This window comes from Bradyrhizobium sp. OAE829 (assembly GCF_040546575.1).
Taxonomy (GTDB): Bacteria; Pseudomonadota; Alphaproteobacteria; order Rhizobiales; family Xanthobacteraceae; genus Bradyrhizobium.
In genome coordinates, this window is sequence record NZ_JBEPOE010000001.1 from 719,303 (window position 1) to 741,401 (window position 22,099).

At 63.2% G+C, this 22,099-nt stretch carries 28 protein-coding genes and 1 tRNA gene; 10 read left to right on the top strand and 19 right to left on the bottom strand.

Going from position 1 to position 22,099, the window contains the following annotated elements; all coding sequences use genetic code 11:
- Positions 1-15: 15 nt before the first annotated feature.
- Positions 16-180 carry a hypothetical protein gene (locus ABIE49_RS03360; RefSeq protein WP_192733555.1) on the bottom strand — a complete coding sequence of 55 codons (165 nt, stop codon included), beginning with the start codon at positions 178-180 and terminating at the stop codon, positions 16-18.
- 150 nt (positions 181-330) lie between these two features.
- On the opposite strand from ABIE49_RS03360, the gene ABIE49_RS03365 reads away from it, so the two are divergent.
- The 5 genes from ABIE49_RS03365 to ABIE49_RS03385 all read left to right on the top strand — a co-directional run bounded on the left by ABIE49_RS03365 (position 331) and on the right by ABIE49_RS03385 (position 2,254).
- Positions 331-504, top strand: coding sequence for a hypothetical protein (locus ABIE49_RS03365; protein WP_192733556.1), 174 nt, complete (start codon positions 331-333; stop codon positions 502-504).
- A 216-nt stretch (positions 505-720) separates the two neighbouring features.
- Complete coding sequence (locus tag ABIE49_RS03370; protein WP_192733557.1) at positions 721-975, top strand: GlsB/YeaQ/YmgE family stress response membrane protein; 255 nt, start codon at positions 721-723, stop codon at positions 973-975.
- Positions 976-1,317: 342 nt separating this feature from the next.
- The gene (locus ABIE49_RS03375; RefSeq protein ID WP_192733558.1) at positions 1,318-1,587 is read left to right on the top strand and encodes a hypothetical protein; all 270 of its coding nucleotides are present in this window, start codon (positions 1,318-1,320) and stop codon (positions 1,585-1,587) included.
- Positions 1,588-1,772: 185 nt separating this feature from the next.
- A complete protein-coding gene (locus tag ABIE49_RS03380; RefSeq protein WP_192733559.1) occupies positions 1,773-1,928 on the top strand; it encodes a hypothetical protein in 156 nt (51 codons plus the stop codon).
- Positions 1,929-2,101: 173 nt separating this feature from the next.
- Positions 2,102-2,254 (top strand): hypothetical protein, encoded by a 153-nt coding sequence (locus ABIE49_RS03385; protein WP_192733560.1) that lies wholly within the window; start codon positions 2,102-2,104, stop codon positions 2,252-2,254.
- A gap of 44 nt (positions 2,255-2,298) precedes the next feature.
- Here the strand turns inward: ABIE49_RS03385 and ABIE49_RS03390 are convergent, their stop codons facing one another.
- The 8 genes from ABIE49_RS03390 to ABIE49_RS03425 form a co-directional block, all read right to left on the bottom strand.
- A complete protein-coding gene (locus tag ABIE49_RS03390) occupies positions 2,299-3,261 on the bottom strand; it encodes an ABC transporter substrate-binding protein (RefSeq protein ID WP_192733561.1) in 963 nt (320 codons plus the stop codon).
- 150 nt (positions 3,262-3,411) lie between these two features.
- Positions 3,412-3,489: transfer RNA gene (locus ABIE49_RS03395), tRNA-Pro, on the bottom strand.
- A gap of 113 nt (positions 3,490-3,602) precedes the next feature.
- Positions 3,603-4,172: a MerR family transcriptional regulator gene (locus ABIE49_RS03400; protein ID WP_192733562.1), complete on the bottom strand. Its 570-nt coding sequence runs from the start codon at positions 4,170-4,172 to the stop codon at positions 3,603-3,605.
- Between the two features lie 112 nt (positions 4,173-4,284).
- Complete coding sequence (locus ABIE49_RS03405; protein ID WP_192734233.1) at positions 4,285-4,614, bottom strand: integration host factor subunit alpha; 330 nt, start codon at positions 4,612-4,614, stop codon at positions 4,285-4,287.
- Between the two features lie 130 nt (positions 4,615-4,744).
- Positions 4,745-5,722, bottom strand: a complete 978-nt coding sequence (locus tag ABIE49_RS03410) for a beta-ketoacyl-ACP synthase III (protein WP_192733563.1) — start codon at positions 5,720-5,722, stop codon at positions 4,745-4,747.
- Positions 5,719-6,780, bottom strand: coding sequence for a phosphate acyltransferase PlsX (plsX, locus tag ABIE49_RS03415; protein WP_192733564.1), 1,062 nt, complete (start codon positions 6,778-6,780; stop codon positions 5,719-5,721). Before plsX ends, ABIE49_RS03410 begins: the two co-directional genes overlap by 4 nt.
- 302 nt (positions 6,781-7,082) lie before the next feature.
- Positions 7,083-7,670, bottom strand: a complete 588-nt coding sequence (locus ABIE49_RS03420) for a YceD family protein (RefSeq protein ID WP_192733565.1) — start codon at positions 7,668-7,670, stop codon at positions 7,083-7,085.
- A gap of 10 nt (positions 7,671-7,680) precedes the next feature.
- Positions 7,681-8,232 carry a ubiquinol-cytochrome C chaperone family protein gene (locus ABIE49_RS03425; RefSeq protein WP_192733566.1) on the bottom strand — a complete coding sequence of 184 codons (552 nt, stop codon included), beginning with the start codon at positions 8,230-8,232 and terminating at the stop codon, positions 7,681-7,683.
- A 152-nt stretch (positions 8,233-8,384) separates the two neighbouring features.
- On the opposite strand from ABIE49_RS03425, the gene ABIE49_RS03430 reads away from it, so the two are divergent.
- On the top strand, positions 8,385-8,870 hold the full coding sequence (locus tag ABIE49_RS03430; protein ID WP_192733567.1) for an outer membrane protein assembly factor BamE: 486 nt from the start codon (positions 8,385-8,387) through the stop codon (positions 8,868-8,870).
- Between the two features lie 111 nt (positions 8,871-8,981).
- Positions 8,982-9,986 carry a Bug family tripartite tricarboxylate transporter substrate binding protein gene (locus ABIE49_RS03435; RefSeq protein WP_192733568.1) on the top strand — a complete coding sequence of 335 codons (1,005 nt, stop codon included), beginning with the start codon at positions 8,982-8,984 and terminating at the stop codon, positions 9,984-9,986.
- Positions 9,987-10,117: 131 nt separating this feature from the next.
- Here the strand turns inward: ABIE49_RS03435 and ABIE49_RS03440 are convergent, their stop codons facing one another.
- The 10 genes from ABIE49_RS03440 to ABIE49_RS03485 all read right to left on the bottom strand — a co-directional run bounded on the left by ABIE49_RS03440 (position 10,118) and on the right by ABIE49_RS03485 (position 19,751).
- Positions 10,118-12,238, bottom strand: coding sequence for a sodium-translocating pyrophosphatase (locus tag ABIE49_RS03440; protein ID WP_192733569.1), 2,121 nt, complete (start codon positions 12,236-12,238; stop codon positions 10,118-10,120).
- A gap of 461 nt (positions 12,239-12,699) precedes the next feature.
- The gene (locus tag ABIE49_RS03445) at positions 12,700-12,909 is read right to left on the bottom strand and encodes a cold-shock protein (RefSeq protein WP_192733570.1); all 210 of its coding nucleotides are present in this window, start codon (positions 12,907-12,909) and stop codon (positions 12,700-12,702) included.
- A gap of 202 nt (positions 12,910-13,111) precedes the next feature.
- On the bottom strand, positions 13,112-14,104 hold the full coding sequence (thiL, locus tag ABIE49_RS03450; RefSeq protein ID WP_192733571.1) for a thiamine-phosphate kinase: 993 nt from the start codon (positions 14,102-14,104) through the stop codon (positions 13,112-13,114).
- Entirely contained in the window at positions 14,097-14,594 is a 498-nt protein-coding gene (nusB, locus tag ABIE49_RS03455) for a transcription antitermination factor NusB (protein WP_192733572.1), read from the bottom strand. Before nusB ends, thiL begins: the two co-directional genes overlap by 8 nt.
- A gap of 2 nt (positions 14,595-14,596) precedes the next feature.
- Positions 14,597-15,088 (bottom strand): 6,7-dimethyl-8-ribityllumazine synthase, encoded by a 492-nt coding sequence (ribH, locus tag ABIE49_RS03460; protein WP_192733573.1) that lies wholly within the window; start codon positions 15,086-15,088, stop codon positions 14,597-14,599.
- A gap of 97 nt (positions 15,089-15,185) precedes the next feature.
- On the bottom strand, positions 15,186-15,794 hold the full coding sequence (locus tag ABIE49_RS03465) for a riboflavin synthase (protein WP_192733574.1): 609 nt from the start codon (positions 15,792-15,794) through the stop codon (positions 15,186-15,188).
- 40 nt (positions 15,795-15,834) lie between these two features.
- Positions 15,835-16,986, bottom strand: a complete 1,152-nt coding sequence (gene ribD / locus ABIE49_RS03470) for a bifunctional diaminohydroxyphosphoribosylaminopyrimidine deaminase/5-amino-6-(5-phosphoribosylamino)uracil reductase RibD (protein WP_192733575.1) — start codon at positions 16,984-16,986, stop codon at positions 15,835-15,837.
- Complete coding sequence (gene nrdR, locus ABIE49_RS03475) at positions 16,983-17,465, bottom strand: transcriptional regulator NrdR (RefSeq protein ID WP_192733576.1); 483 nt, start codon at positions 17,463-17,465, stop codon at positions 16,983-16,985. The genes ribD and nrdR overlap by 4 nt, the downstream gene beginning before the upstream one ends.
- A 25-nt stretch (positions 17,466-17,490) precedes the next feature.
- The gene (glyA, locus tag ABIE49_RS03480) at positions 17,491-18,792 is read right to left on the bottom strand and encodes a serine hydroxymethyltransferase (RefSeq protein ID WP_192733577.1); all 1,302 of its coding nucleotides are present in this window, start codon (positions 18,790-18,792) and stop codon (positions 17,491-17,493) included.
- 332 nt (positions 18,793-19,124) lie between these two features.
- On the bottom strand, positions 19,125-19,751 hold the full coding sequence (locus ABIE49_RS03485; protein WP_192733578.1) for a glutathione S-transferase family protein: 627 nt from the start codon (positions 19,749-19,751) through the stop codon (positions 19,125-19,127).
- Between the two features lie 162 nt (positions 19,752-19,913).
- Here ABIE49_RS03485 and ABIE49_RS03490 point away from each other — a divergent pair, with 162 nt between their 5' ends.
- The 3 genes from ABIE49_RS03490 to ABIE49_RS03500 all read left to right on the top strand — a co-directional run bounded on the left by ABIE49_RS03490 (position 19,914) and on the right by ABIE49_RS03500 (position 22,097).
- The gene (locus tag ABIE49_RS03490) at positions 19,914-20,123 is read left to right on the top strand and encodes a hypothetical protein (RefSeq protein ID WP_192733579.1); all 210 of its coding nucleotides are present in this window, start codon (positions 19,914-19,916) and stop codon (positions 20,121-20,123) included.
- 145 nt (positions 20,124-20,268) lie between these two features.
- Positions 20,269-21,195 carry a ketopantoate reductase family protein gene (locus ABIE49_RS03495; RefSeq protein WP_192733580.1) on the top strand — a complete coding sequence of 309 codons (927 nt, stop codon included), beginning with the start codon at positions 20,269-20,271 and terminating at the stop codon, positions 21,193-21,195.
- A gap of 101 nt (positions 21,196-21,296) precedes the next feature.
- On the top strand, positions 21,297-22,097 hold the full coding sequence (locus tag ABIE49_RS03500) for an HpcH/HpaI aldolase family protein (protein ID WP_192733581.1): 801 nt from the start codon (positions 21,297-21,299) through the stop codon (positions 22,095-22,097).
- Positions 22,098-22,099 lie beyond the last annotated feature (2 nt).

Consider the following 22,099-nt stretch of genomic DNA (forward strand, 5'->3'; position numbering starts at 1 on the left):
GCGCAGGTTCGGAGTTCAGGCTAGGACGGGGCTTGCCTTGTCGTAATGCTTGATAAACACAAACGGGCTGGGCGTGGCTTTTCCCTTGCCGCCGCTGACATTGGCGAGTTCGCGATCGGACAGCGCGTCGGTCTGACGGTCCCGCTCGCATGATTCAGCGCGATTGATGACGGTGCTCATGGTGACGGCTCCCTTTGGATCAAGGTCGGATCATTGCTGATGAAGGGGATTTAGCCGCCTAGCCGTCGCCGTCGCTGTGACATCGATCACAGTCACGAGCCTCTCACCGGGGTCAGGATGGTTGGCCTCATCCAGCCACCGGAGCGCATCATGACCGCATTTCAGAAACAGCCGAGCATTGACCAACGGGCCGCCTCGACCGGCGAACTTTGTGCGACCGAACTGGATGCGGTGATTGGCGGCACGTCCTGGTTTGAAGTCCTGAGCAATATTTTCAAAGCGCAGAACGAGACGCTCAAATCCATCGCCGGGAATATTCGGTAAGAAGTTGTTGCGATTGACCGAGCCGGAGCCAGCTACTGGTTGACAAGCCAACGAGAGCGGATCGTAATACTACCTAAGATCGATCAACGGCGAACGGCAGCACTGGCGCAATGCCAAGCTCCCAAAGCGTCTTGCTTCCTAAACGTCTTGCTTCCTGAACGTGTTGGCTTCGAGGGCGGCGACCGCGGGAAACCGCGGCGCTCAGCAATGGGGAGGATGGTCGTGATTGAATCTCTCATCGTCTGGCTGATCATCGGCGCGATCGCAGGCTGGCTGGCCGGGCAGATCGTCAAGGGCTATGGCCTCGGCCTGGTCGGCAACATCGTGGTCGGCATCGTCGGCGCCGTGATTGCCGGCTGGCTGTTACCGATGATCGGGTTTGTCCTGGTCGGAGGCTATCTGGCCGCGATCGTCAACGCCGTCATTGGCGCGGTGATCCTCCTGATCATTGTCGGCTTCTTCAAGAAGTAGTCCGATCAAGAAGTAGTCCGTTCAAGAACCAGCTTCGGCCGTTCGCAGCGATGCGGCGCGATCTTTTGCGCCGCAGCAACGCTGTTGAAAGAGGCGGCCCCAGCACGGGGGGAAGCTGAGGCCGCCTTTTGCCGAACGCGACGGGGCTAGTCGCGTCCGGGCGTGCCCGACTAAGCTCCCCGGCAGTAGTTTGTTCCCCACAGACGGCGGTGGAAAAAAATTTCGGGAGCATCGGCCGGGAACCAACGGCGACGTCGCGAATTGTGAGTTTCGTGGTGGGATGCCCATCATCATCTTGCGGCTGGGGGGCCGTTTTCCTGTGACCGAGGAGCTCGACGACGAATGGATGGTGCCGAAGTACCAGTGAGTTTTGATGTTCCTGCCATCATCCGCAAATGGCCGTCGCTCCACAACGCCCGCCGCCTCGATAGCTCCGGCCCCTATATGGTGTTCGAGGGCACGCTCGATGAGTGCATGAGGGAATTCATGGCCAAGCCTGAATCGACCCGGCACCTGTACGAGATTCTGACAGCGGCGCAGCCGCCAATGATCCCCGAGGTGATGTCCGCCGAGCACGTCGCCGAGCTGGTGCGGCTGCGCGAGTTTCTTTAGCCGCAGCGCGCTCACCGGCGTTACCGGCAAGCTGACGGCGCCTTAGCGGCCAGAAAATTCATTAACCAGCGAGCGCTATGGTTCAGACAATCGCGGACGGCTCCCAAGGCCCCCGCGAGACGTAAATGCGTAGGGAAACCCACCGCCTCAACCCGGTGGGTTTTTCCGTCGGAAGGGCGTCGCCAATGTCACTATCATCCGCCAAGAATTATGCGCTGCGCGCCGAACGCTGCCAGGACGCCAAGGAAGCCGCCGACCTTCTGGCGAAAGCGATCCTGGAATTGGCGGCATCGATCGAAGCCACCGACGCAAAAGTGAAGAAGATGAACAAGTCGGGCTGAGCTTCGGCCCTCTGACCCGGCAGCCCCTGACCGCTTTTCAGACCCTCGGCGCAGGATATGCCCTCTTATCCGAGGCCGCGCGCCGGCTCCGCGCGGGTTCCCCGTTTACGTTAAAATCACATCATCGACCACGCCGAATAACCAAGTGCTAATGATTCCTTAACGAGGGAATCATGATCAACGGACGCAAAAACGCCGTCGTCGGACTGACCACGGTTTTCACTTTCATGATGGTCGAGCTGGCCGTGGTGGTTTGCGCGGTCGCATTGGTGCTCGAACTGGTGTTCGACGTGGACGTTCCGCTTCTTGCTTTCAACGACGAGTGACGACGGCGGCCCTTACCCGCGGCGGCCTCATATTAATTAGTCCGCTACTCGATCACCTTGTCGGCCATGAGCAGCACCGACTCCGGAATGGTCAATCCAAGCCCCTTGGCTGTGCGGAGGTTCACCTCGAACAAAAATTTTGTGGGCTGCTCGACGGGTATCTCGGCTGGCTTCCCGCCCTTGAGAATACGGTCGACGTACCGGGCGGCTAAACTGAAAAAACCTGGGACATCAGGGCCGTAACTCATCAGGCCGCCATCCGTCACGTAGGTATTCACCTGATAGATGGTCGGCAATCCGGATTTCAGGGCGATACCAGGAATGGCCGGGCGCACTGGGTCCGCCAGAACATATACAGCGTCGCAGTTAGCGGACTTCATTTCCGCAAATGCCCTTTCAAGGTCGTCAGGATTTGGCGCGACAAAGCCCTCTGCGAAAATGGCCATTGACGCGGCGGCCTGTTTGGCGACCTCCAACAGGCCCCGATGGGTCGGATTACTCGAGATCAAGACTCCGATCATTTTTACGTTCGGAAGAACCAGGCGGATTATGTCGAGCGTCTTCGTCGTGGTATCGCCGAACATGTTTGCCACGCCAGTAATGTTTCCGCCCGGCCGAGCAAAGCTCTCGACGAATCCGGAGCCAACAGGATCGCTCGCCGGGGACATCACAATCGGAATAGTCGACGTCGCCTTCTGTGCGGCCGCGACGGCTGGTGTGGCCTCTGCAACGATGACATCTGGCCTTAGGCCAACCACCTCTTTCAGTAGATCAGGTAAAATGGCGTAGTGCCCATTCGCGGCGCGGACATCGAGGGTGAGGTTTTTACCCTCTTCATAGCCAAGCTGGCGAAGCGCTTCCCTTAGGATCGGTACGGCTATGGCGGTTCTGCCAGAACCGACGTAGGCCACGCGCCACTGCCGCGAACGATCCGCCTTCGCCGCTCCGGCCACCAAGAGACCAAGACAAGCCGTCAGCATTCGGCGGCGGGCGATCGGTCGACGCATGAGCCAGCGCTCCACGTTGATGGATCAAACTAGCCCAGATACGCCAAAGAGAAATAAATTCTTGATGCCGACAAGGTCATACCACCCACGAAGCTGTTGGGAGTTCTCCGGTGGTTTCAGGTAGTAAAAGCTCCATGTTGGGGCTTTTAATGGTCGGAGCGAGAGGATTTGAACCTCCGACCCCTAGTCTCCCAGACTAGTGCGCTAACCGGGCTGCGCCACGCTCCGATGCCGTTCCATTAGCTGCGATCAGGCCTCGGCGCAAGGCGCGCGATCCGCCCCGTAAACGAGCCGCGCTCGGCCCCGAAAACCATCGTCCGAAGGCGGTTCCGGGCCTGCCCTCAGCCGTCCTTCAGCGCGGTGTCCAGCAATTGCCGGCAGGCCACCAGGTCCTGCAGCACGCGTTCGAGGCGTTCGCGGTCGGGGCCGCCTACCGGGCCGGGCACGGCAGCCGCCTTGCCCTTGCCAAACGGGGCGAGGAAACCGTCCTCGTCGGTATCGACGAAGCGGTAGTCGATTTCCGTGGCTTCTCCCTCATAATCGTCGTCATCGGATCCGGCGAGCGCACCTGCGCCCTCTTCCGGCTCCTGCAGGCTGAGGCCGATCGCCTCCTCGACCGCGCCGAATGAGACGGCGGAGTTCTGGTCGCTCAGACCCTGCACCGATTTGACGCCGTGCTCTTTCAGGATCCGCTGCACGCCGCGGATGGTGTAGCCCTCGCCGTACAGCAGGCGGCGGATGCCCTTGAGCAGATCGACGTCGTCGGGGCGGTAATAGCGCCGCCCGCCGCTTCGCTTCATCGGCTTGATCTGGGTGAATCGCGTTTCCCAAAATCGCAGCACGTGCTGGGGAATGTCGAGATCGTCCGCGACCTCGCTGATGGTACGGAACGCATCCGGCGCCTTGTCCAAATGCCAGCTCCTCTCAGCTCAAGAGAATGAAGAGAAACTCTAAACGCTTAACATGACTATCTTCACGCGCATTCTCGACGCGAACTGAACTTCGCCTCGCGCTGAAAACGCCTCAATCGTCCTTGGCGTCACCGTTCGTCACCGCGTGACCATTGATGCGCTGCTTGAGAATGGCCGACGGCTTGAACACCATCACGCGTCGCGGAGAGATTGGTACTTCGGTGCCGGTCTTCGGATTACGTCCGATCCGTTGACCCTTCTTGCGCACCATGAACGAGCCGAACGACGACAACTTCACCGTCTCGCCCTTCTCAAGACAATCGGTGATCTCTTTCAAAACGAGTTCGACAAACGCAGACGACTCCGTTCGCGACAGGCCCACCTTCTGGTAGACCGCCTCGCACAAATCGACACGTGTGACTGTTTTTCCGGTCCCGGTCATCGCCTGCCCCGCACTCTCGGCGAACAATTTATTCTCTGAAATTATGAGGTTAGCACGCAATGGTCAACAGCGACCATCATGCACACGCATGAAACAACGCGACAAATTTGACCGAGTTATTTCGCCGGCCCTACCAGCGAACGAGCGCGGAACCCCAGGTGAAGCCGCCACCCATCGCTTCCAGCAGCACCAGATCGCCCTTCTTGACGCGTCCATCCTTGACCGCGACGTTGAGCGCCAGCGGGATCGATGCCGCCGAGGTATTGCCGTGCAGATCGACGGTCAGAACCACCTTCTGCGGCGCAATATGCAGCTTGTGCGCTGAAGCATCGATGATTCGCTTGTTGGCCTGATGCGGAACGAACCAGTCGATGCTCTCGGCGGTGGCGCCGGTGGCGTTGAACGCATCGACGATCACGTCGGTGATCATGCCGACCGCGTGCTTGAAGACTTCGCGGCCCTCCATGCGGAGGTGGCCGACGGTCTGGGTCGAAGACGGCCCGCCATCGACAAACAGCTTTGACTTGTGCCGTCCGTCGGAACGCAGATGCGTCGTCAGTATACCACGGTCGGTCGGCTTGCCGGGCTGGTCCTGGGCCTCGAGCACGACGGCGCCGGCGCCGTCGCCGAACAGCACGCAGGTACCGCGGTCGCTCCAGTCGAGAATGCGCGAGAACGTCTCCGCGCCGATCACCAGCGCCCGCTTGTGCGAGCCGGAGCGCAGGAAATTGTCGGCGGTGGCCAGCGCAAAGACGAAGCCGGAGCAGACCGCCTGCAGGTCGAAGGCGACGCCATGATTGATGCCCAGCGCGTGCTGGACCGCGACCGCGGTCGCCGGAAAGGTGTTGTCCGGCGTCGAGGTCGCCAGCACGATCAGATCGATTTGCTGCGCGTCGATGCCGGCATGGTCGAGCGCGGCGCGCGCGGCGTTGATCGCCAGATGCGAGGTGAACTCGCCATCCGCGGCGATGTGGCGCTGCCGGATACCGGTGCGCTGCACGATCCACTCGTCCGAGGTATCGATCCGATCAGCCAGTTCGGCATTGGTCAGGACCTTCCGCGGCAGATAGGAGCCGCAGCCTAGCACGACCGAACGTTTAGCAGTCACGAGACAGCCTCCTGCGCGGTTTGCGCTTGAGCCAGCGCACTGCCGTCGCGATTAAGCATCTGATTGATCTTGGTGAGGAGATCGCAGCGGACCATCTCATAGCCAACATCGACCGCGTAAGCAAAGCCTTCGGCGTTGGTTCCACCATGGCTTTTGACCACCACGCCCTTGAGGCCGAGCAGCACGCCGCCGTTGGATTTGTTGGGGTCGAGCTTGTGCCGCAGGGCCGTGAAGGCGTTGCGGGCAAACAAATAACCGATTCGGGACCGCCAGCTCGAGGCCATGGCGCTGCGCAGGAACTCCGACATCTGGCGCGCGGTTCCCTCGGCGGCCTTCAGCGCGATGTTGCCGGAAAAGCCTTCGGTCACGATCACATCGGCGGCGCCCTTGCCGATCCCGTCGCCCTCGACGAAGCCGATATAGTCGAGCTCCGGCAGGTTCATCGCGCGCAGCTGCTCGGAGGCGGCGCGGATTTCCTCGCCGCCCTTCACTTCCTCGGTCCCGATATTGAGCAGGCCAACGGTCGGGCGCGGCTTGCCGAACAGCACGCTCGCCATCGCGCCGCCCATCACCGCCAGCGCCACCAGATGATGATGGTCGCCGCCGATGCTGGCGCCGAGGTCGAGCACGACGGAATCGCCGCGCATCGTCGGCCACACGCCGGCAATGGCCGGCCGATCGATCCCCGGCATGGTGTGCAGATGAAAGCGCGCCATCGCCATCAGCGCGCCGGTGTTGCCGGCGGATACCGCGACGTCGGCCTTGCCCTCTTTCACCGCGTCGATCGCAAACCACATCGACGACTTCTTGCGGCCGCGGCGCAGCGCCTGGCTTGGCTTGTCGTGCATGCTGACGGTGACGTCGGTATGGGTGACACGCGACGCCTTCTTCATGGCCGGATGCTTGGCGAGCTCCGCCTCGATCAGCGCGCTGTCGCCATACAGCAGAAACTCGATGTCGGGATGCCGGGCCAACGCCGCCGCGGCGCCGGGAATGATGACCGATGCGCCGACATCGCCACCCATGGCGTCAAGCGCGATTCGAACCTTTTGAGGCATGAACGTCCCGGAAACCTGATCTCTTTGCAGCCCTGTTCGAGCCCGGCCGCGCGCTGAAAGCATCCGCCGACAGCGGTGCTCGGCGGAGCGCATCGCTATCGCCTCCGCCGGGCCGGGACAATAGCGTGTCCCCGTTCTGACACAACCTCTTGACCACGGCTTTGGGGAATGGGACCCAGCACCGCCCGCAAGCGGGAATACAGCGTAATATCAGTGAATTCAATATCTTATGCAAGATTTCTGATGAGGCATCATAGCCACATCAAGTGAAATCCTGCTTCACCGGCCACTTTAAGTGTCGGTTACTTGTCTTTGGGCTTCTTTGCGCCCGACTTTTTTGGCGTGACCTTCAGCGCCTTGAGCGCCGCAAATGGGTGATCCTCGGGATCAGGGGCTTCGACCAACGGTTCAAAAACCGCATCCGGTTTGCGCGGATACGGATCGACCGCGAGATACAGCGCGTCGGTCGCAAGCCGGCCGAGATCGATGATGCCGTTGTCGATCGGCTCCGGTGGATCGGGCGTGTCCTCGTCGCTCTCTTCTGCCTCGTCGACCAGCGCGGCCATCTCCGGAATCTGGTCCGGCGGCGCGAAGATCAGATCGATCGGCTCGTCGATATCGCTTTCCATCTCTTCCAGCGTCACCACGCAGGTCTGCCCGATCCGGGCCCGCACGCGCCCCTCGACCTGAAAGCGGCCGCCGCTCTTGGGCGTCACATCGAACGAGGCCTGCAGCACAAGCACTTCACGCAGGCTTCCCATTTCCGCCACCGCAACCCGCGTGGCCTGATCGGCCTCGAGGTCGCGATGCAGACCCGTGTCCGGGATTTTCTCCACCGCGACGGGAACGCGCCACGGGTCCGGCTTCTCGATCATGGTACTCTTGGTCATCGCCGTTTGCTCATGCTTGTGCGCCGGCTTGCTCCGGCGATGGAAACTTGAAACTGCCGCCGGCCAGCGCCGCCTCGTCCTGCCGGTCGAGCGCCGCCATGACCGCCTCGGCATAGGCTGCGAGCCGGCGCGCCTTTTCGATGTTCTCACCGTTGAGGACGTTCTTGCACAGCGCCTGCGCCAGGGCCTCGTGGCCCTCGGTCAGCGCCAGATCATAGGCCGCGGTGCGGCCATAGAAGGCCTCGCCGAAGGCCTGCATCTTTTTCGGCACTTTGAGGTCGCTGACGCCCAGTTCGCGCAGATTATCGTCCATATCGTTGCAAAAATGGTCGAACAGTGCCTGCGACAGGGCCTTGCCCGCCGGGACCGATTTGAGCCGCCGCAATACCAGCCACAAATGCATCAGAAGCAGGTCAAAACGGCCGTTAACCGTGTCCGGGACCGCCAAGTCCCGATAAAACAACGGTTCTCGCGCCTGCGTCACGATCATGCCATAGATGGCTTCAATGGTGCCGCGCGGGGCGGACCGGGGTTTCCTGAAGTGATTGAACGGCCAAAGCATTGTGGGTTCCGCATGCGAGCCCCAAAGGTTTCCGCCATGAAGGTTCCAGCCTTCAGGGTTTCAGCTTCGGGCGCCCGCGCATGTTGCAATCCTGCGTGCTGCCCGGTACGTCAACGCCTCGCGCGATGCAAGGGGACGGGATCGATTCCGGAATGACCGAGACGGGCCACTCAAGCTCTTGCGCGCCCTCGCCGCGCCGCCTGACCACGTGCTGGCGCGGTTTTCGCGGCTTTGCGGCCATGGCACTGCTCTGCGTCGCACTCGGCGGCTGCACCGGCGAGCAATTCCAGAAGGGCTATATCCTGCCCCCCGGCGCGCTCGAACAAATCCCGATCGGCGCCAGCCAGGACCAGGTGCTGATCGTGATGGGCACGCCCTCCACGGTCGCGACCCTGAACGGCGAGGTGTTCTACTACATCTCGCAGCGCTCCGAGCGCAAAGTCGCCTTCATGAACCAGCAGGTCGTCGACCAGCGGGTGATCGCGATCTATTTCGACAAGAATCGCCAGGTGCAGCGGCTCGCCAATTACGGGCTGCAGGACGGCAAGATCTTCGACTTCATCAGCCGCACCACGCCGACCTCAGGCCAGGAGCTCAGCTACCTGACGCCGCTGTTCAAGCTGCTCAGCTTTAACTAAGCCCGAGAACTCGGGCCTCACCCACGCCCTGCGCCAAGTCGCCCGCTTGCCCTCAGCGCGCGCGCTGCCTACGGTCGCCTGCAAAACAACAGCCCCGCAGGGAGTGACCTCGTGACCAGCCGATTTTTTTCCCGCCGCCATATTCTGACCGGAGCCGCCGCGCTCTCCACTGCGGCCATTCTGCCGCGCAGCAGCCTGGGCGCCGACTGGCGGCCCACCGAAACCGTCCGCCTGATCGTGCCGGCCGCGCCGGGAGGCACCACGGACGTGATGGGACGCTTGCTGGCGGCTCATTTGCAGAAGGCGTGGGGCCAGTCCGCGGTGGTGGAGAACCGCTCCGGCGGGGGCGGCACCATCGGCACCGCCGAAGCCGTACGCAGCAAGGGCGACGGGCACACCATCCTGGTGGGCAATCCCGGCCCCAACGCCATCGCCTACAGCATCTTCCGGAATATGACCTACAAGGCCGACCAGTTGCAGCCGGTCTCCAACCTGATCCGGATTCCCAACATCGTCTCGGCGCACCCCTCGGTACCGATCAAGTCGATCGGCGACCTGATTGCCTACATCAAGGCCAATCCGGACAAGCTGACCTACGGCTCATCCGGTATCGGGCAGAGCCCTCACCTCACCGGCGCCTGGTTCCTGCAATTGACGAAATTGAAGATGGTGCATGTGCCGTTCCGCGGCGCCGGGCCCGCGCTGCAGGCGGCGCTTGCCGGCGACATCCAGGTCCTGTTCGACAATCTCTATCCGACGCTGCCGCAGGTGCAGGATGGCAAGCTCAACGCGCTGGCGGTGACCACGACGGAGCGCAGCGCGCTGGCGCCCAACATTCCGACCATGCGCGAGAGCGCACCGGAGCTCGCCAAGTTCGACGTTTCGTCCTGGTTCGGCATTTTCCTGCCCAAGGCCTGCCCTCCTCCCGTCCTCGATGCCCTCAACAAGGAAATCAAGGTGTTCCTGGAGCGCGAGGACATCAAGGAAAACATGGCCAAGATCGGCGCGCGCACCGATTACGGCACACCGCAGCAGTTTTCCGACTTCATCCAGGCGGAGACGGACAAGTTCGGCGCCATCATCAAGCAGGAAGGCCTGCAGATGGACGCTGGCTGAAGCAATCCACTTCCGCGTTCGCTGCTATGGATTGCTTCGCTCGCAATGACGGATGAAAGACCTCAGGCCTCCAAAGAAAATCCCCGCGGCTCGCACCGCGGGGTTTTTTGTTTGATCGGGCTTCTCCCCGCTCAGTGCGCCAGGATCGCCAGCAGCAGCAGCGCCACGATGTTGGTGATCTTGATCATCGGGTTGACGGCGGGGCCGGCCGTATCCTTGTAGGGATCGCCGACGGTGTCGCCGGTCACCGCCGCCTTGTGCGCGTCGGAGCCCTTGCCACCGTAATGGCCGTCCTCGATGTACTTCTTGGCGTTGTCCCAGGCGCCGCCGCCCGAGGTCATCGAGATCGCAACGAACAGGCCGGTCACGATCACGCCGAGCAGCATGGCGCCGACGGCCGAGAACGCCGCCGACTTGCCGGCCGCGCCGCCGCCCGCGATCGCGAAGATCACGAAGTAGACGAAGATCGGCGACAGCACCGGCAGCAGCGACGGGATGATCATTTCCTTGATCGCCGCCTTGGTCAGAAGGTCGACCGCGCGGCCGTAATCCGGCTTGTCGGTACCTTGCATGATGCCGGGCTTTTCGCGGAACTGACGCCGCACTTCCTCGACGATCGCGCCGGCCGCACGGCCCACGGCCGTCATGCCCATCGCGCCGAACAGATACGGCAGCAGGCCGCCGAACAAGAGGCCAACCACGACGTAGGGGTTGTTCAACGAGAAGTCGGGCAGCACGCCCTGGAAGTACGGATACTTCGCGGCATTGGCGATGAAGAATTTGAGGTCTTCATTGTAGGCCGCGAACAGCACCAGCGCGCCGAGACCGGCCGAGCCGATCGCGTAACCCTTGGTGACCGCCTTGGTGGTGTTGCCGACCGCGTCGAGCGCGTCGGTCGACTTGCGGACTTCCTTCGGCAGGCCGGCCATTTCGGCGATACCGCCGGCGTTGTCGGTGACGGGGCCGAAGGCGTCGAGCGCCACGATCATGCCGGCCAGCGCCAGCATGGTGGTGGTCGCGATCGCGATGCCGAACAGGCCGGCAAGGCTGTAGGTGACGAGGATGCCGGCGATGATGACGATCGCCGGACCGGCGGTGGATTCCATCGAGATCGCGAGGCCCTGGATCACGTTGGTGCCGTGACCGGTGACCGACGACGCCGCGATCGACTTGACCGGGCGATAATCGGTGCCGGTGTAGTATTCGGTGATCACGATGATCAGCCCGGTAACGACAAGACCGACGACGCCGCATTGGAACAGCGCCATGCCGGTGTATTTCACACCCGCCAGCGGACCGAAGCCGATCAGCCAGTAGATGACGCCGGCAACACCGACGAGCGACAGGACACCGGTCGCGATCAGGCCCTTGTAGAGCGCACCCATGATCGACTGGCTGGCGCCGAGCTTGACGAAGAAGGTACCGGCGATCGAGGTCAGGATGCAGATGCCGCCGATGGCGAGCGGCAGCGTCATCATGTTGACCAGCAGCGGCGAGGTCGCGAAGAAGATCGCAGCCAGCACCATGGTGGCGACCGCGGTCACCGCATAGGTCTCGAACAGGTCGGCCGCCATGCCGGCGCAGTCACCGACGTTGTCGCCGACGTTGTCAGCGATGGTGGCGGGATTGCGCGGATCATCCTCGGGAATGCCGGCCTCAACCTTGCCGACGAGATCGCCGCCGACGTCCGCACCCTTGGTGAAGATGCCGCCGCCGAGACGGGCGAAGATCGAGATCAGCGAAGCGCCGAAGCCGAGCGCGACCAGCGCGTCGACCACGACGCGGTCGTTGGCCTTCAGACCCAGCATCTGGGTCAGATAGGCAAAGTAGATGGTGACGCCGAGCAGTGCGAGGCCAGCCACCAGCATCCCGGTGATCGCACCGGCCTTGAAGGCAAGTTCAAGGCCGCCGGCCAGCGAGGTGGTCGCGGCCTGCGCGGTACGCACGTTGGCGCGAACCGAAACGTTCATGCCGATGAAGCCGGCAGCGCCCGACAGCACCGCGCCGATCAGGAAGCCGACCGCAACCAGCATGCCGAGGAAATAAGCCAGCAGGGCGAAGATCACGACGCCGACCATGCCGATCGTCATGTACTGCCGCTTCAGATAAGCCTGTGCGCCCTCGGCCACCGCGGCTGCGATCTCCTGCATGCGCGGATTGCCGGCATCCGCCTTCAACACCGAAGCCGTCGCCCAGATCGCGTAAACAATCGAAAGCGCTCCGCAGAGCACAATCATCCATAATGCTGTCATTGAATTTGCCTCAGACCTTGATGTTCCCCCGCCACACCGCGAGCGCGGCAAGCGCATAAAAAGGAGGCCTTTCCCCGCCCAAAAGGGTGGCCCCTCAAATCGCCGGGACCTTGCCAAAATCGTTTCCCCGGCGCAACGCCGCGGAGGCCAGAAACCGTCTATTTTTGAAAGGAACCCCCGGGAACGACGGGCTGGTGGCGAGGCCTGGCTGGCGGCTGGACCGTCCGGCGGAAAATCCGAGGCCTGTCAGGCGCCCGCGGGGCAAACCTTCGAATCGTCTGCCGACAGCGATCCTGCGGGTGCAGCGCCCCCAAATAGCGACCAAGAAATGTCTGGGCCTAAAAATACTGGGCCTGAAAATACATTGGCCTGAAAAATACATGGGCCCGCCCAATCCTCGAAGGGATTGAGCGGGCCCGCGATCCATTTCAGTACATCCGTGAAACGACCGTTTCGAGGCCTCAGGCCAGCGACAGGTTCTCTGCGCTTACCTTGCCCCGCATCTTGTCGGTCTTGAGTTCGAACTCGACCTTCTGGCCTTCGGCCAGACCGGTCAGACCTGCGCGCTCAACGGCGCTGATGTGAACGAACACATCCTTGCTGCCGTCGGTCGGCTGAATGAATCCAAAACCCTTTTGACCGTTGAACCACTTCACAGTTCCCGTAGCCATTTTCTATTCTCCAAAGCACGTAGGCTTTCATTCCGCACGGCGATCGCACGGATTCAAATCCAATCGACGATGTCTCTGGAAAATGCCCTAACAGGCGCGTTCAGCAAGGCACGGCGGCAATCGAATGCGCGCACAACTATAGATTTTTCGGGAAATTGCAATGGCCGGTTGCAAATAAGGCCCGCAGGCAGCGCTGCGACGCTCAAAAATGGCTGTAAGAGCGCCGTTTCAGCACGATTTCGCCGCCCTGCCCGTCGAGGAATTTTGGCGCGCCACTTCCAGCGAGCACGGTTCCGATGGAACTTACCGCCACGCCGGCGCCCTGTGCGGCTTGCACGAACGCATCGACGCGGTCTTCCGCCACCGTGCACAGGATTTCGTAATCGTCGCCACCGGCGATCAACGTTTCGATTCCGACGATGCCACGCGACAGCAGATCGCGCGCGGTATCCGACAGCGGAATCGATTCCAGGTCGATCGCAGCGGAAACACCGGACACGCCGCACAGCTTGGTGAGATCGCCGGCGAGCCCATCGGACACGTCCATCGCCGCTCCGGCATGGTCGCGAACGATTTCCGCGAGCACCACGCGCGGTTGCGGCACCCGATAACGCCCGACCAGCAGATCGCGCGCGGCGATATCGCTCACCGCAGCATGGACCTTGCCGCCGCCGAGCACGGCAAGCCCGAGCGCGGCATCGCCGATCGTGCCGGTCACCAGCACCCGGTCGCCAGGCTTGGCGCCGCTGCGATGGACCATTTTGCCTGACGGCACGCGCCCGAACGCGGTGACCGAAACCATCAACGGTCCTGATGTCGACACCGTGTCGCCGCCGAGCAGCGGACAGCCGAATTGTGCGGCGTCCTCGCCAAGCGCGGCCGCGAACGGTTTGAGCCAGGCTTCGTCGGTATCGCGGAGCGCCAGCGTCAGCACGAAACCGGCCGGCACGGCGCCCTTGGCGGCGAGATCCGAGAGGTTCACCCGCAGCGCCTTGCGCGCAACGGTATCAGGCGGATCGTCGGGGAGGAAATGCACGCCCTCAACGATGGCGTCCGTCGTCACAACGATGTCGTCGCCATCAGGCTTCAGGGCCGCCGCGTCGTCGTCCAGATTGAAGGCGCCAGGGTCGGTCGCGATCGGCCTGAAATAGCGCGCGATCAGCGAGTCCTCGCCGGACGCGGGCGCGCTAGCCACGCGCGAACTCGTCGGCGCGGAACTGGCGCGCGATCTGGTCCAGCACCGCGTTCACCATGCCGGTCTCGTCCTTTTCGACAAAGGCGTGCGCGACATCGACATATTCGGACACGACGACGCGGCCGGGCACGTCCTTGCGATGCTCCAGTTCATAAGACCCTGCCCGCAGCACCGCGCGCAAAATCGCGTCGATCCGCTTCAAGGGCCAGCCCTTCGACAGCGCATCGTCGATCAGCGGATCGAGTTTGGCTTGATCCCGCACCACGCCCGAGACGACGTCGCGGAAAAATGCGGCTTCGGCCGGCAGATATTTGTCGCCCTCGACCTCGTTGCCGAGCCAGTGGCTCTCGAACTCGGCGAAGATGTCGTTGATCCCCGCGCCGCCGATGTCCATCTGGTACAGCGCCTGCACGGCGGCGAGCCGCGCCGCACCGCGCCGGTTGGCTTTCTTGTCCGGACTTTTCGGAGCGGGCTTCTTGCTGTCTGCCATCGTCAGGCCTTTGCCAGCCGGCGTTTGATCCGCAACATCGCGAGCGCCGCGCGGGCGGCGTCGCCGCCCTTGTTGAGTTCACTGGCGCGCGCCCTCGCCCAAGCCTGCGCCTCGGTGTTGACCGTAATGATGCCGTTGCCAAGCGGGAACTTTCTGGCGACCGCAAGGTCCATCAGCGCGCGCGAGGATTCCATCGAGACGATCTCGAAATGAATGGTGTCGCCGCGCACCACGCAGCCGAGCGCGATCGCGGCGTCGTAAGGCTTGCCATTCTTCTCAGCCGCGTCGATCGCGATCGCGATCGCGGCGGGGATTTCCAGCGCGCCGGGCACGGTGATGACGTCATGCGTGACACCGGCCGCCTTCAGTTCGGTGACGGCGCCTTCCAGCAGCGCATCCTGGATATCGTCGTAGAAGCGTGCCTCGACGATCAGCGCGCGCGCGCCGGTAATGTCGGTCTGGTCTTTCAGCGGTGCGCGCCGTGCGTCTGCCATTTATTCTTCATCCATTTCAATGCGTTGACAATTTGTGTGTATGTTGAATGTCAACGTTGCGCGTTTTAGGCGCAGCAGCGGTCAAAGCCAAGCTATCTTACTTCATTTCCGACAGCCGCGCCGCGTAGCGGGCCATCAGATCGACCTCGATATTGACCTCGCTGCCCGAATTCCAGCCGCCCAGTGTTGTGACACTGAGCGTATGGGGAATGATGAGCACCGAAAACACCACGTCTTCAACCGTATTCACGGTCAGCGACACGCCATCCAGCGTGATCGAGCCCTTGACGGCGATGAAGCGCGCCAGTTCCCGCGTCGTGCGCAGTTCGAACCTGGCCATATCGGGCAGATCGTCGCGCTTGACGATGCTGGCGATGCCGTCGGCATGGCCGGCCACGATGTGACCGCCGAGTTCGTCGCCGATCTTCAGCGCGCGCTCGAGATTGAGTTTTGTGCCCGCGCCCCAGTGCTTGGCCGTGGTCATGCCGAGCGTCTCGGCCGCGGCATCGACGTCAAACCAGGTCTTGCCATCATCGACGCCGGAGGCGACCACGGTGAGGCAGACGCCGTTGCAGGCGATCGAGGCGCCATCGGCGATGGTGGCGCGATCGTAGCGGCAGGCGATGCGCAAGCGATGCAACTGCCCCTGCGCCGTCGGCGTCAGGCTGACGATTTCGCCGATATCGGTGACTATTCCGGTAAACATTGGTGTCCTCTACCGTCATGGCCGGGCATGACGAATTTGGCTAAGCGCGCTCGTAGATCGTAAGTGTGTCTTTGCCGACGCTTTCGCTAGCACGGACCCTTAGCGCGGGCGACCCGGTGAGAGCCGACAGCGGCAATGCGTCCAGCGCGGGAATGCCGTCGGCGCCGACCGCCTCGGGTCCGCGCAGCAGCCAAACCTCGTCGACCAGCCCCGCCGATACAAAGGACGACGCGACCCGCGCCCCGCCCTCGATCATCAGCCGCGAAATGCCCTTGTCGGACAGCCCACGCAGCACCGCCGGCAGATCCAGCCCCGGCGGCGTGCTTGACGCGGCGACGCGGATCACCTGCGCTCCGGCAGCGCCGAGCTTCATGGCAGCCGGGGCTTCGGCGAGATCCGACGTCATGACCCAGAGCGGCGTCTCGCGCGCGGTCTGCACCAGACGGCTGGTGCCGGGAATCCGCAAGCTCCGATCCAGCACCACCCGTACCGGCGACAAATGCTCCATCCCCGGTAGCCGGCAGGTCAGCACCGGATCATCCGCCAGCACGGTGCCGATCCCGACCAGGATGGCGTCGCACTGCGCGCGCAGCAGGTGCACGCGGGTCCTTGCGGCCTCGCCCGTGATGGCGACCGGCTTGCGGCCGGCGGCGCCGATCTTGTCGTCGGCGGAGACTGCCAGCTTGAGGATCACATGCGGGCGCTTGTCGCGGATGCGGCGGAAATGCCCGGCATGTTCGTATGCGGCTTCCGCGGAATTCAGGCCGACATCGACGATAATCCCGGCGGCGCGCAATTTGGCGTGGCCCTGACCGGCGACTTCCGGATTGGGGTCCTCGATCGCCGACACCACGCGGGCAATGCCCGACGCGATCACGGCGTCGACGCAAGGCGGCGATTTGCCGAAATGCGAGCACGGCTCCAGCGTCACATAGAGCGTGGCGCCGCGGGCGGCTTCACCGGCGCGCAGAAGCGCATCCGGCTCGGCATGCGGCCGGCCACCGGGCTGGGTCCAGCCGCGCCCGACGATGACGCCGTCCTTGACGATGACGGCCCCGACGGCGGGGTTCGGCCAGGTGCGCCCCTGCCCGCGCCGGCCGAGCGAAAGCGCGAGCTGCATGAAGCGCGCGTCCGCGGCTTTGGACTCTCTGGATTTCTGCGCGTACTGGTCTTCCAGAATGCGGAAGATCATTTGCGCAACGCGGTGACCCGTGCGTCTTCCTCGCCGGACAGCTCGCCGAGCACGGCTTCAAAGTCCTTGGCCTCGCGAAAGTTGCGGTAGACCGAGGCAAAACGCACATAGGCGACGTCATCGAGCTGGCGCAGATGCTCCATCACGATCTCGCCGATCGCTTCCGAGGAAACCTCCGCCTCGCCGCCGCTTTCGAGCTCGCGAACGATGGCGGAGACCATCTTCTCGACGCGCTCCGGATCGACCGGGCGCTTGCGCAGCGAGATCTGCAGCGAGCGCACCAGCTTGTCGCGGTCGAACGGCACGCGACGGCCGTTGCGCTTGATCACGGTCAGCTCGCGGAGCTGCACCCGCTCGAAGGTGGTGAAGCGGAAATTGCAGGCGATACAAACCCGCCGCCGCCGGATCACGGCGGAATCCTCGGTGGGGCGCGAATCCTTCACCTGCGTATCGAGACTGTTGCAGCTGGGGCAGCGCATCCCAAGAATCCCTTACCTGTGACCTTTACTGATAAATCGGGAAGCGGTCGGTGAGTGCCTTGACGCGTTCCTTGATCGCGGCTTCCACCAGCGGCGCCTTGCCGTCGGGCGACTGCGCCAGCGCGTTGAGCACTTCGGCGATCATGGAGGCCACCTGCTGGAATTCGGCAACGCCAAAACCGCGCGTGGTCGCCGCGGGCGTGCCCAGACGCAGGCCTGACGTGACGAACGGCGTTTCGGGATCGAACGGAATGCCGTTCTTGTTGCAGGTGATCGCGGCGCGAACCAGCGCCTTCTCCGAGACGTTGCCCTTCAGGCCCTTGGGCCGCAGGTCGACCAGCATCAGATGGTTATCGGTCCCGCCCGAAACGATGTCGAGGCCCTGCGCGCGCAGCGCTTCTGCGAGCGCCTTGGCGTTCTCGACGACGTTCTTGGCGTAGATCTTGAAGTCCGGACGCAGCGCCTCGGAAAATGCCACCGCCTTGGCGGCGATGATGTGCATCAAGGGACCGCCCTGCAGGCCCGGGAAGATCGCCGAGTTCAATTTCTTGGTCAGCGTCTCGTCGTTCCACAGCATCAACCCGCCGCGCGGGCCGCGCAGCGATTTGTGCGTGGTCGTGGTGGTGACATGGGCATGCGGCACCGGCGAGGCATGGACGCCACCGGCGACGAGGCCGGCGAAATGCGCCATGTCCACCATCAGATAGGCGCCGACGCTGTCGGCGATCTCGCGGAAACGCTTGAAGTCCCAGGCGCGCGAATAGGCGGAGCCGCCGGCGATGATCAGCTTCGGCTTCACTTCCTCGGCGCGGCGCTGAACGTCGTCCATGTCGATGATCTGGTCGTCGCGGCGCACGGTGTAGTGCTGCGCCTTGAACCATTTGCCGGACATGTTGACGGGCGCGCCGTGGGTGAGATGGCCGCCGGCGGCAAGATCAAGGCCCATGAAGGTGTCGCCGGGCTGCAGCAGCGCCAGGAACACCGCCTGGTTCATCTGGCTGCCGGAGTTGGGCTGGACGTTGGCAAACTGGGCGCCGAACAGTTTCTTGGCGCGATCGATCGCCAATGTCTCGGCGACGTCGACCCATTCGCAACCGCCATAGTAGCGCGCGCCCGGATAGCCCTCGGCGTATTTGTTGGTCATCACCGAGCCCTGCGCTTCCAGCACGGCGCGGCTGACGATGTTTTCCGAGGCGATCAGCTCGATCTCGTGGCGCTGCCGGCCGAGTTCACCCTTGATGGCGGCGGCGATTTCCGGATCGGCCTCGGCGAGGGTTGCCGTGAAGAACGAGTCGGGCGCGGAGGCGGTCTTGCTGCTGGACGTCATGGGCCGAATATCTCCACCGCCGCAAGCCCTTAGGGGCAAAACGGTCGGTTACGTGTGGCGGTCGAAAGAAGCGCTTGCGAGATACCACATCGGCCCGGGCCGGCCAAGCATTTGCGGTATCCGTCTGATATTTATGCAAGATATGGTGGGGATGGCGGGGGACAAGGTGGCCGCCTCCCCCCGTGTCGCCCCGGCCTTGAGCTCAGATGCGCAATTGCGCATCGGGGGGCCCATACGCCGCGGCCGCCATTGTAAAAGAAGGCCTCAGACACCTTTGTCCTAACGATGGGCCGCGGGGTATGGGCCCCGGCTCAAGGCCGGGGCGACAAGACCTATTTCGCAAACCTATACGCCCCGCCCTTCTCCACGCTTCGCTGGAACGCCGGGCGCGCGTGCATGCGCGTCAGCCAGGCCGCCAGGTTCGGATAGGGCCCAAGCTTTTCGAACACCTTTGCCATCTCGCCGACAAAGCTCATCTGGATGTCGGCACCCGACAATGACGGGCCGACGAAGAACTCGCGCCCCTTCAGCGCGCCATCGACATAGCCGAGATGGTTGGCCAACTCGCTGTCGATGCGCGGATGCAGCGGCGCGCCCGCCTCCTTCAGCCTGCCGACATAGAGGTTCAGCATCAGCGGCAGCATCGCCGAGCCTTCCGAATAATGCAGCCACTCATTGTAGGCCTCATAGTCGGCGCTGCCGGGCGCCGGCATCATCGCGCCTTTTCCGTATTTGCGGATGATGTAGTCCACGATCGCACCGGACTCCGCGATCGTGGTGCCGCCATCGGTGATGACGGGCGACTTGCCGAGCGGATGGATCGCCGTCAGTTCCGGCGGCGCCAGCCGCGTCGTGGCATCGCGCTGATAGCGCTTCATCTCATAAGGCGTGCCGAGCTCTTCAAGCAGCCACAGGATCCGCTGCGAGCGGGAATCGTTGAGATGATGAACCGTGAGCATGGCAGTTTCCTCAAGGGGGTTTCTTGCTTGGAGGCGCACGTTAGCAGAGGTTTCGAGCATCGTCATGATGCGTGATCGCAATCACTGAGCTGCTTTCTCTCCGTCGCTACGCTCCATCTGGGTTGGCCTGTTCGAGCCAATCGCAACCAATGGAGAACGGCTATGAGCGAAGGCAATACTGCGCACGAAATCAACGGCGAGTTGTCGCTCGATCAACTCGATGCCGCCGCAGGCGGCCTCACCATCGGCCCGATCACCTATGAAGACGGCATTCTCGCGATCGGCATCAAAGGCGTCGGCGGCATCTTCGTCGGCGCGGGCTGCATCGGCGGCTGGCTTGGCGGCACCGCCATCGCTTACTGCCCCAAATAAGCAACCGCCGTCGTCAAAAGGTTTGAGGAATAACCGGATTTCGTGAGTCCGGTTCTTCCTGCTGTTTGTTGATGCATGGCCGAAGTTTTACCCTCGCCCACCGTCCGCCTGCGATGCTAGGCTTTCGGCGAGCGAGGAGAGAACGATGCGAATTGCGATTGTCGGTACCGGCGGCGTAGGCGCCGGTTATGGAGCGGCGCTGGCGAAAGCCGGCGCGGATGTCACCTTCATCGCGCGCGGCGCGCATCTGGCCGCCATGAAAAGCGACGGATTGAAGGTGCAAAGCCCGCGCGGCGACATCCATCTGGTGCCGACACAGGCAACCGACAACCCCGCCGAGATCGGCAAGGTCGATTTCGTGCTGTTCTGCGTCAAGCTGTGGGACGTCGAAAGCGCCGGCGAGAGTATCAAGCCGCTGATCGGCCCCGATACGGCTGTGATCCCGCTGCAGAACGGCGTCGATGCTGCCGAGCGGCTGATCCCGATCCTGGGCAACAACGCCGTGATGGGCGGCGTCGCGCAAATCAGCGCGAACATCATAGCATCAGGCGTGATCCAGCAGGTCGGCACCTTCATGCGCATGGTGTTCGGCGAACTCGACGGCAGAAGTAGCCCGCGCGGCGAAAAGCTTCTCGCGCTGTGCCTGAAGGCCGGTTTCGATGCCAAGCTGAGCGACGCGATCCTCACCGAACTGTGGATGAAGTTCATCCTGCTCGCCGCCAACGCCAGCGCGGTGGCGCTGGCGCGCCAGCCGATCGGCGCGTTGCGCGACGATCCTGATATTCGCCCGGTGCTGATGTCGGCCTACCGCGAGGTGATGGATGTCGGCCGCGCCTACGGCGTGGCGCTGCCGGACAACGCGGTGGAGACGATATCAGGATATTCCGACAGCCTGCCCGCCCACCAAAAGCCGTCGATGGCGCTCGACCTCGAACGCGGGAACCGGCTGGAGCTGCCCTGGCTCGGCGGCAAGGTGGTCGAGCTCGGCAAAAAGCTCGGCGTGCCGACGCCGACGCACAGCCTGATGTACGCGATGCTGAAGCCGTACATCATGGGCAAGCCTGCGGGTTGACGGAGCGCGCGAGGCGCCATGTCCTTTACATCGCCGGACAGGTCGGCACTGTAGCCACCATTTTGCGACGCGCCTCGATGCGCGACATCACGGAGAAGCCCATGCCGCTCGTCGAGAACGCCACGATCAGGAAATTGCAGGCGGGCGGGCTCGCCCTCGGATTCGGTGTGCACCATTTACGCACCGCGGCAGCGGGCATGATCGCCACGGCGAGCGGGCACGACTGGCTCTTCATCGACCTCGAGCACGGTGCATTTTCGCAGGATGACGTCGCGCAGATCTGCATCGCTGCATTGCCGACCGGCATCACGCCGATCGTCCGGATTTGCGCAGGCGCGATTGATGAAGGCACTCGGGCGCTCGACAACGGCGCCGCCGGCGTCATCGTACCGCATGTCGATACGGTCGATCAGGCCCGGCGCATCGCGGCGGCCTTTCGTTATCCGCCTTTGGGGACGCGGAGCTGGGGCGGACCATCCGCTCTGTTCGGTTACAAGCCGCCCGGCGCCGCCGAGGCCCAGGCCGCCATCAACCAGGAAATCCTGGTCGTCGCCATGATAGAGAGCCCCGAAGGCGTGGCCACTTCCGCCGGGATTGCCGCCGTTGATGGGATCGACGGCTTGCTGATCGGAACCTCCGACCTGACCGCGGAGATGGGTATTTCGGGTCAAATCCTGCATCCGCGCGTCGAGGAAGCCTATCGCAGCGTCGGCGCGGCGTGCCGCAAGGCAGGCAAATTCCTCGGAATGGGCGGCGTCTACGAACCGGACGCCATGAAGCATTACGCCGGCCTCGGCGCGCAGTTCATCCTGACGGGATCGGATCACGCTTACATACTGGCCGGCGCCAGTCTCAAGTCGGCTTCGTTGCGGAAGCTCGAAGCGGATCGCAAGGCGGGCTGAGC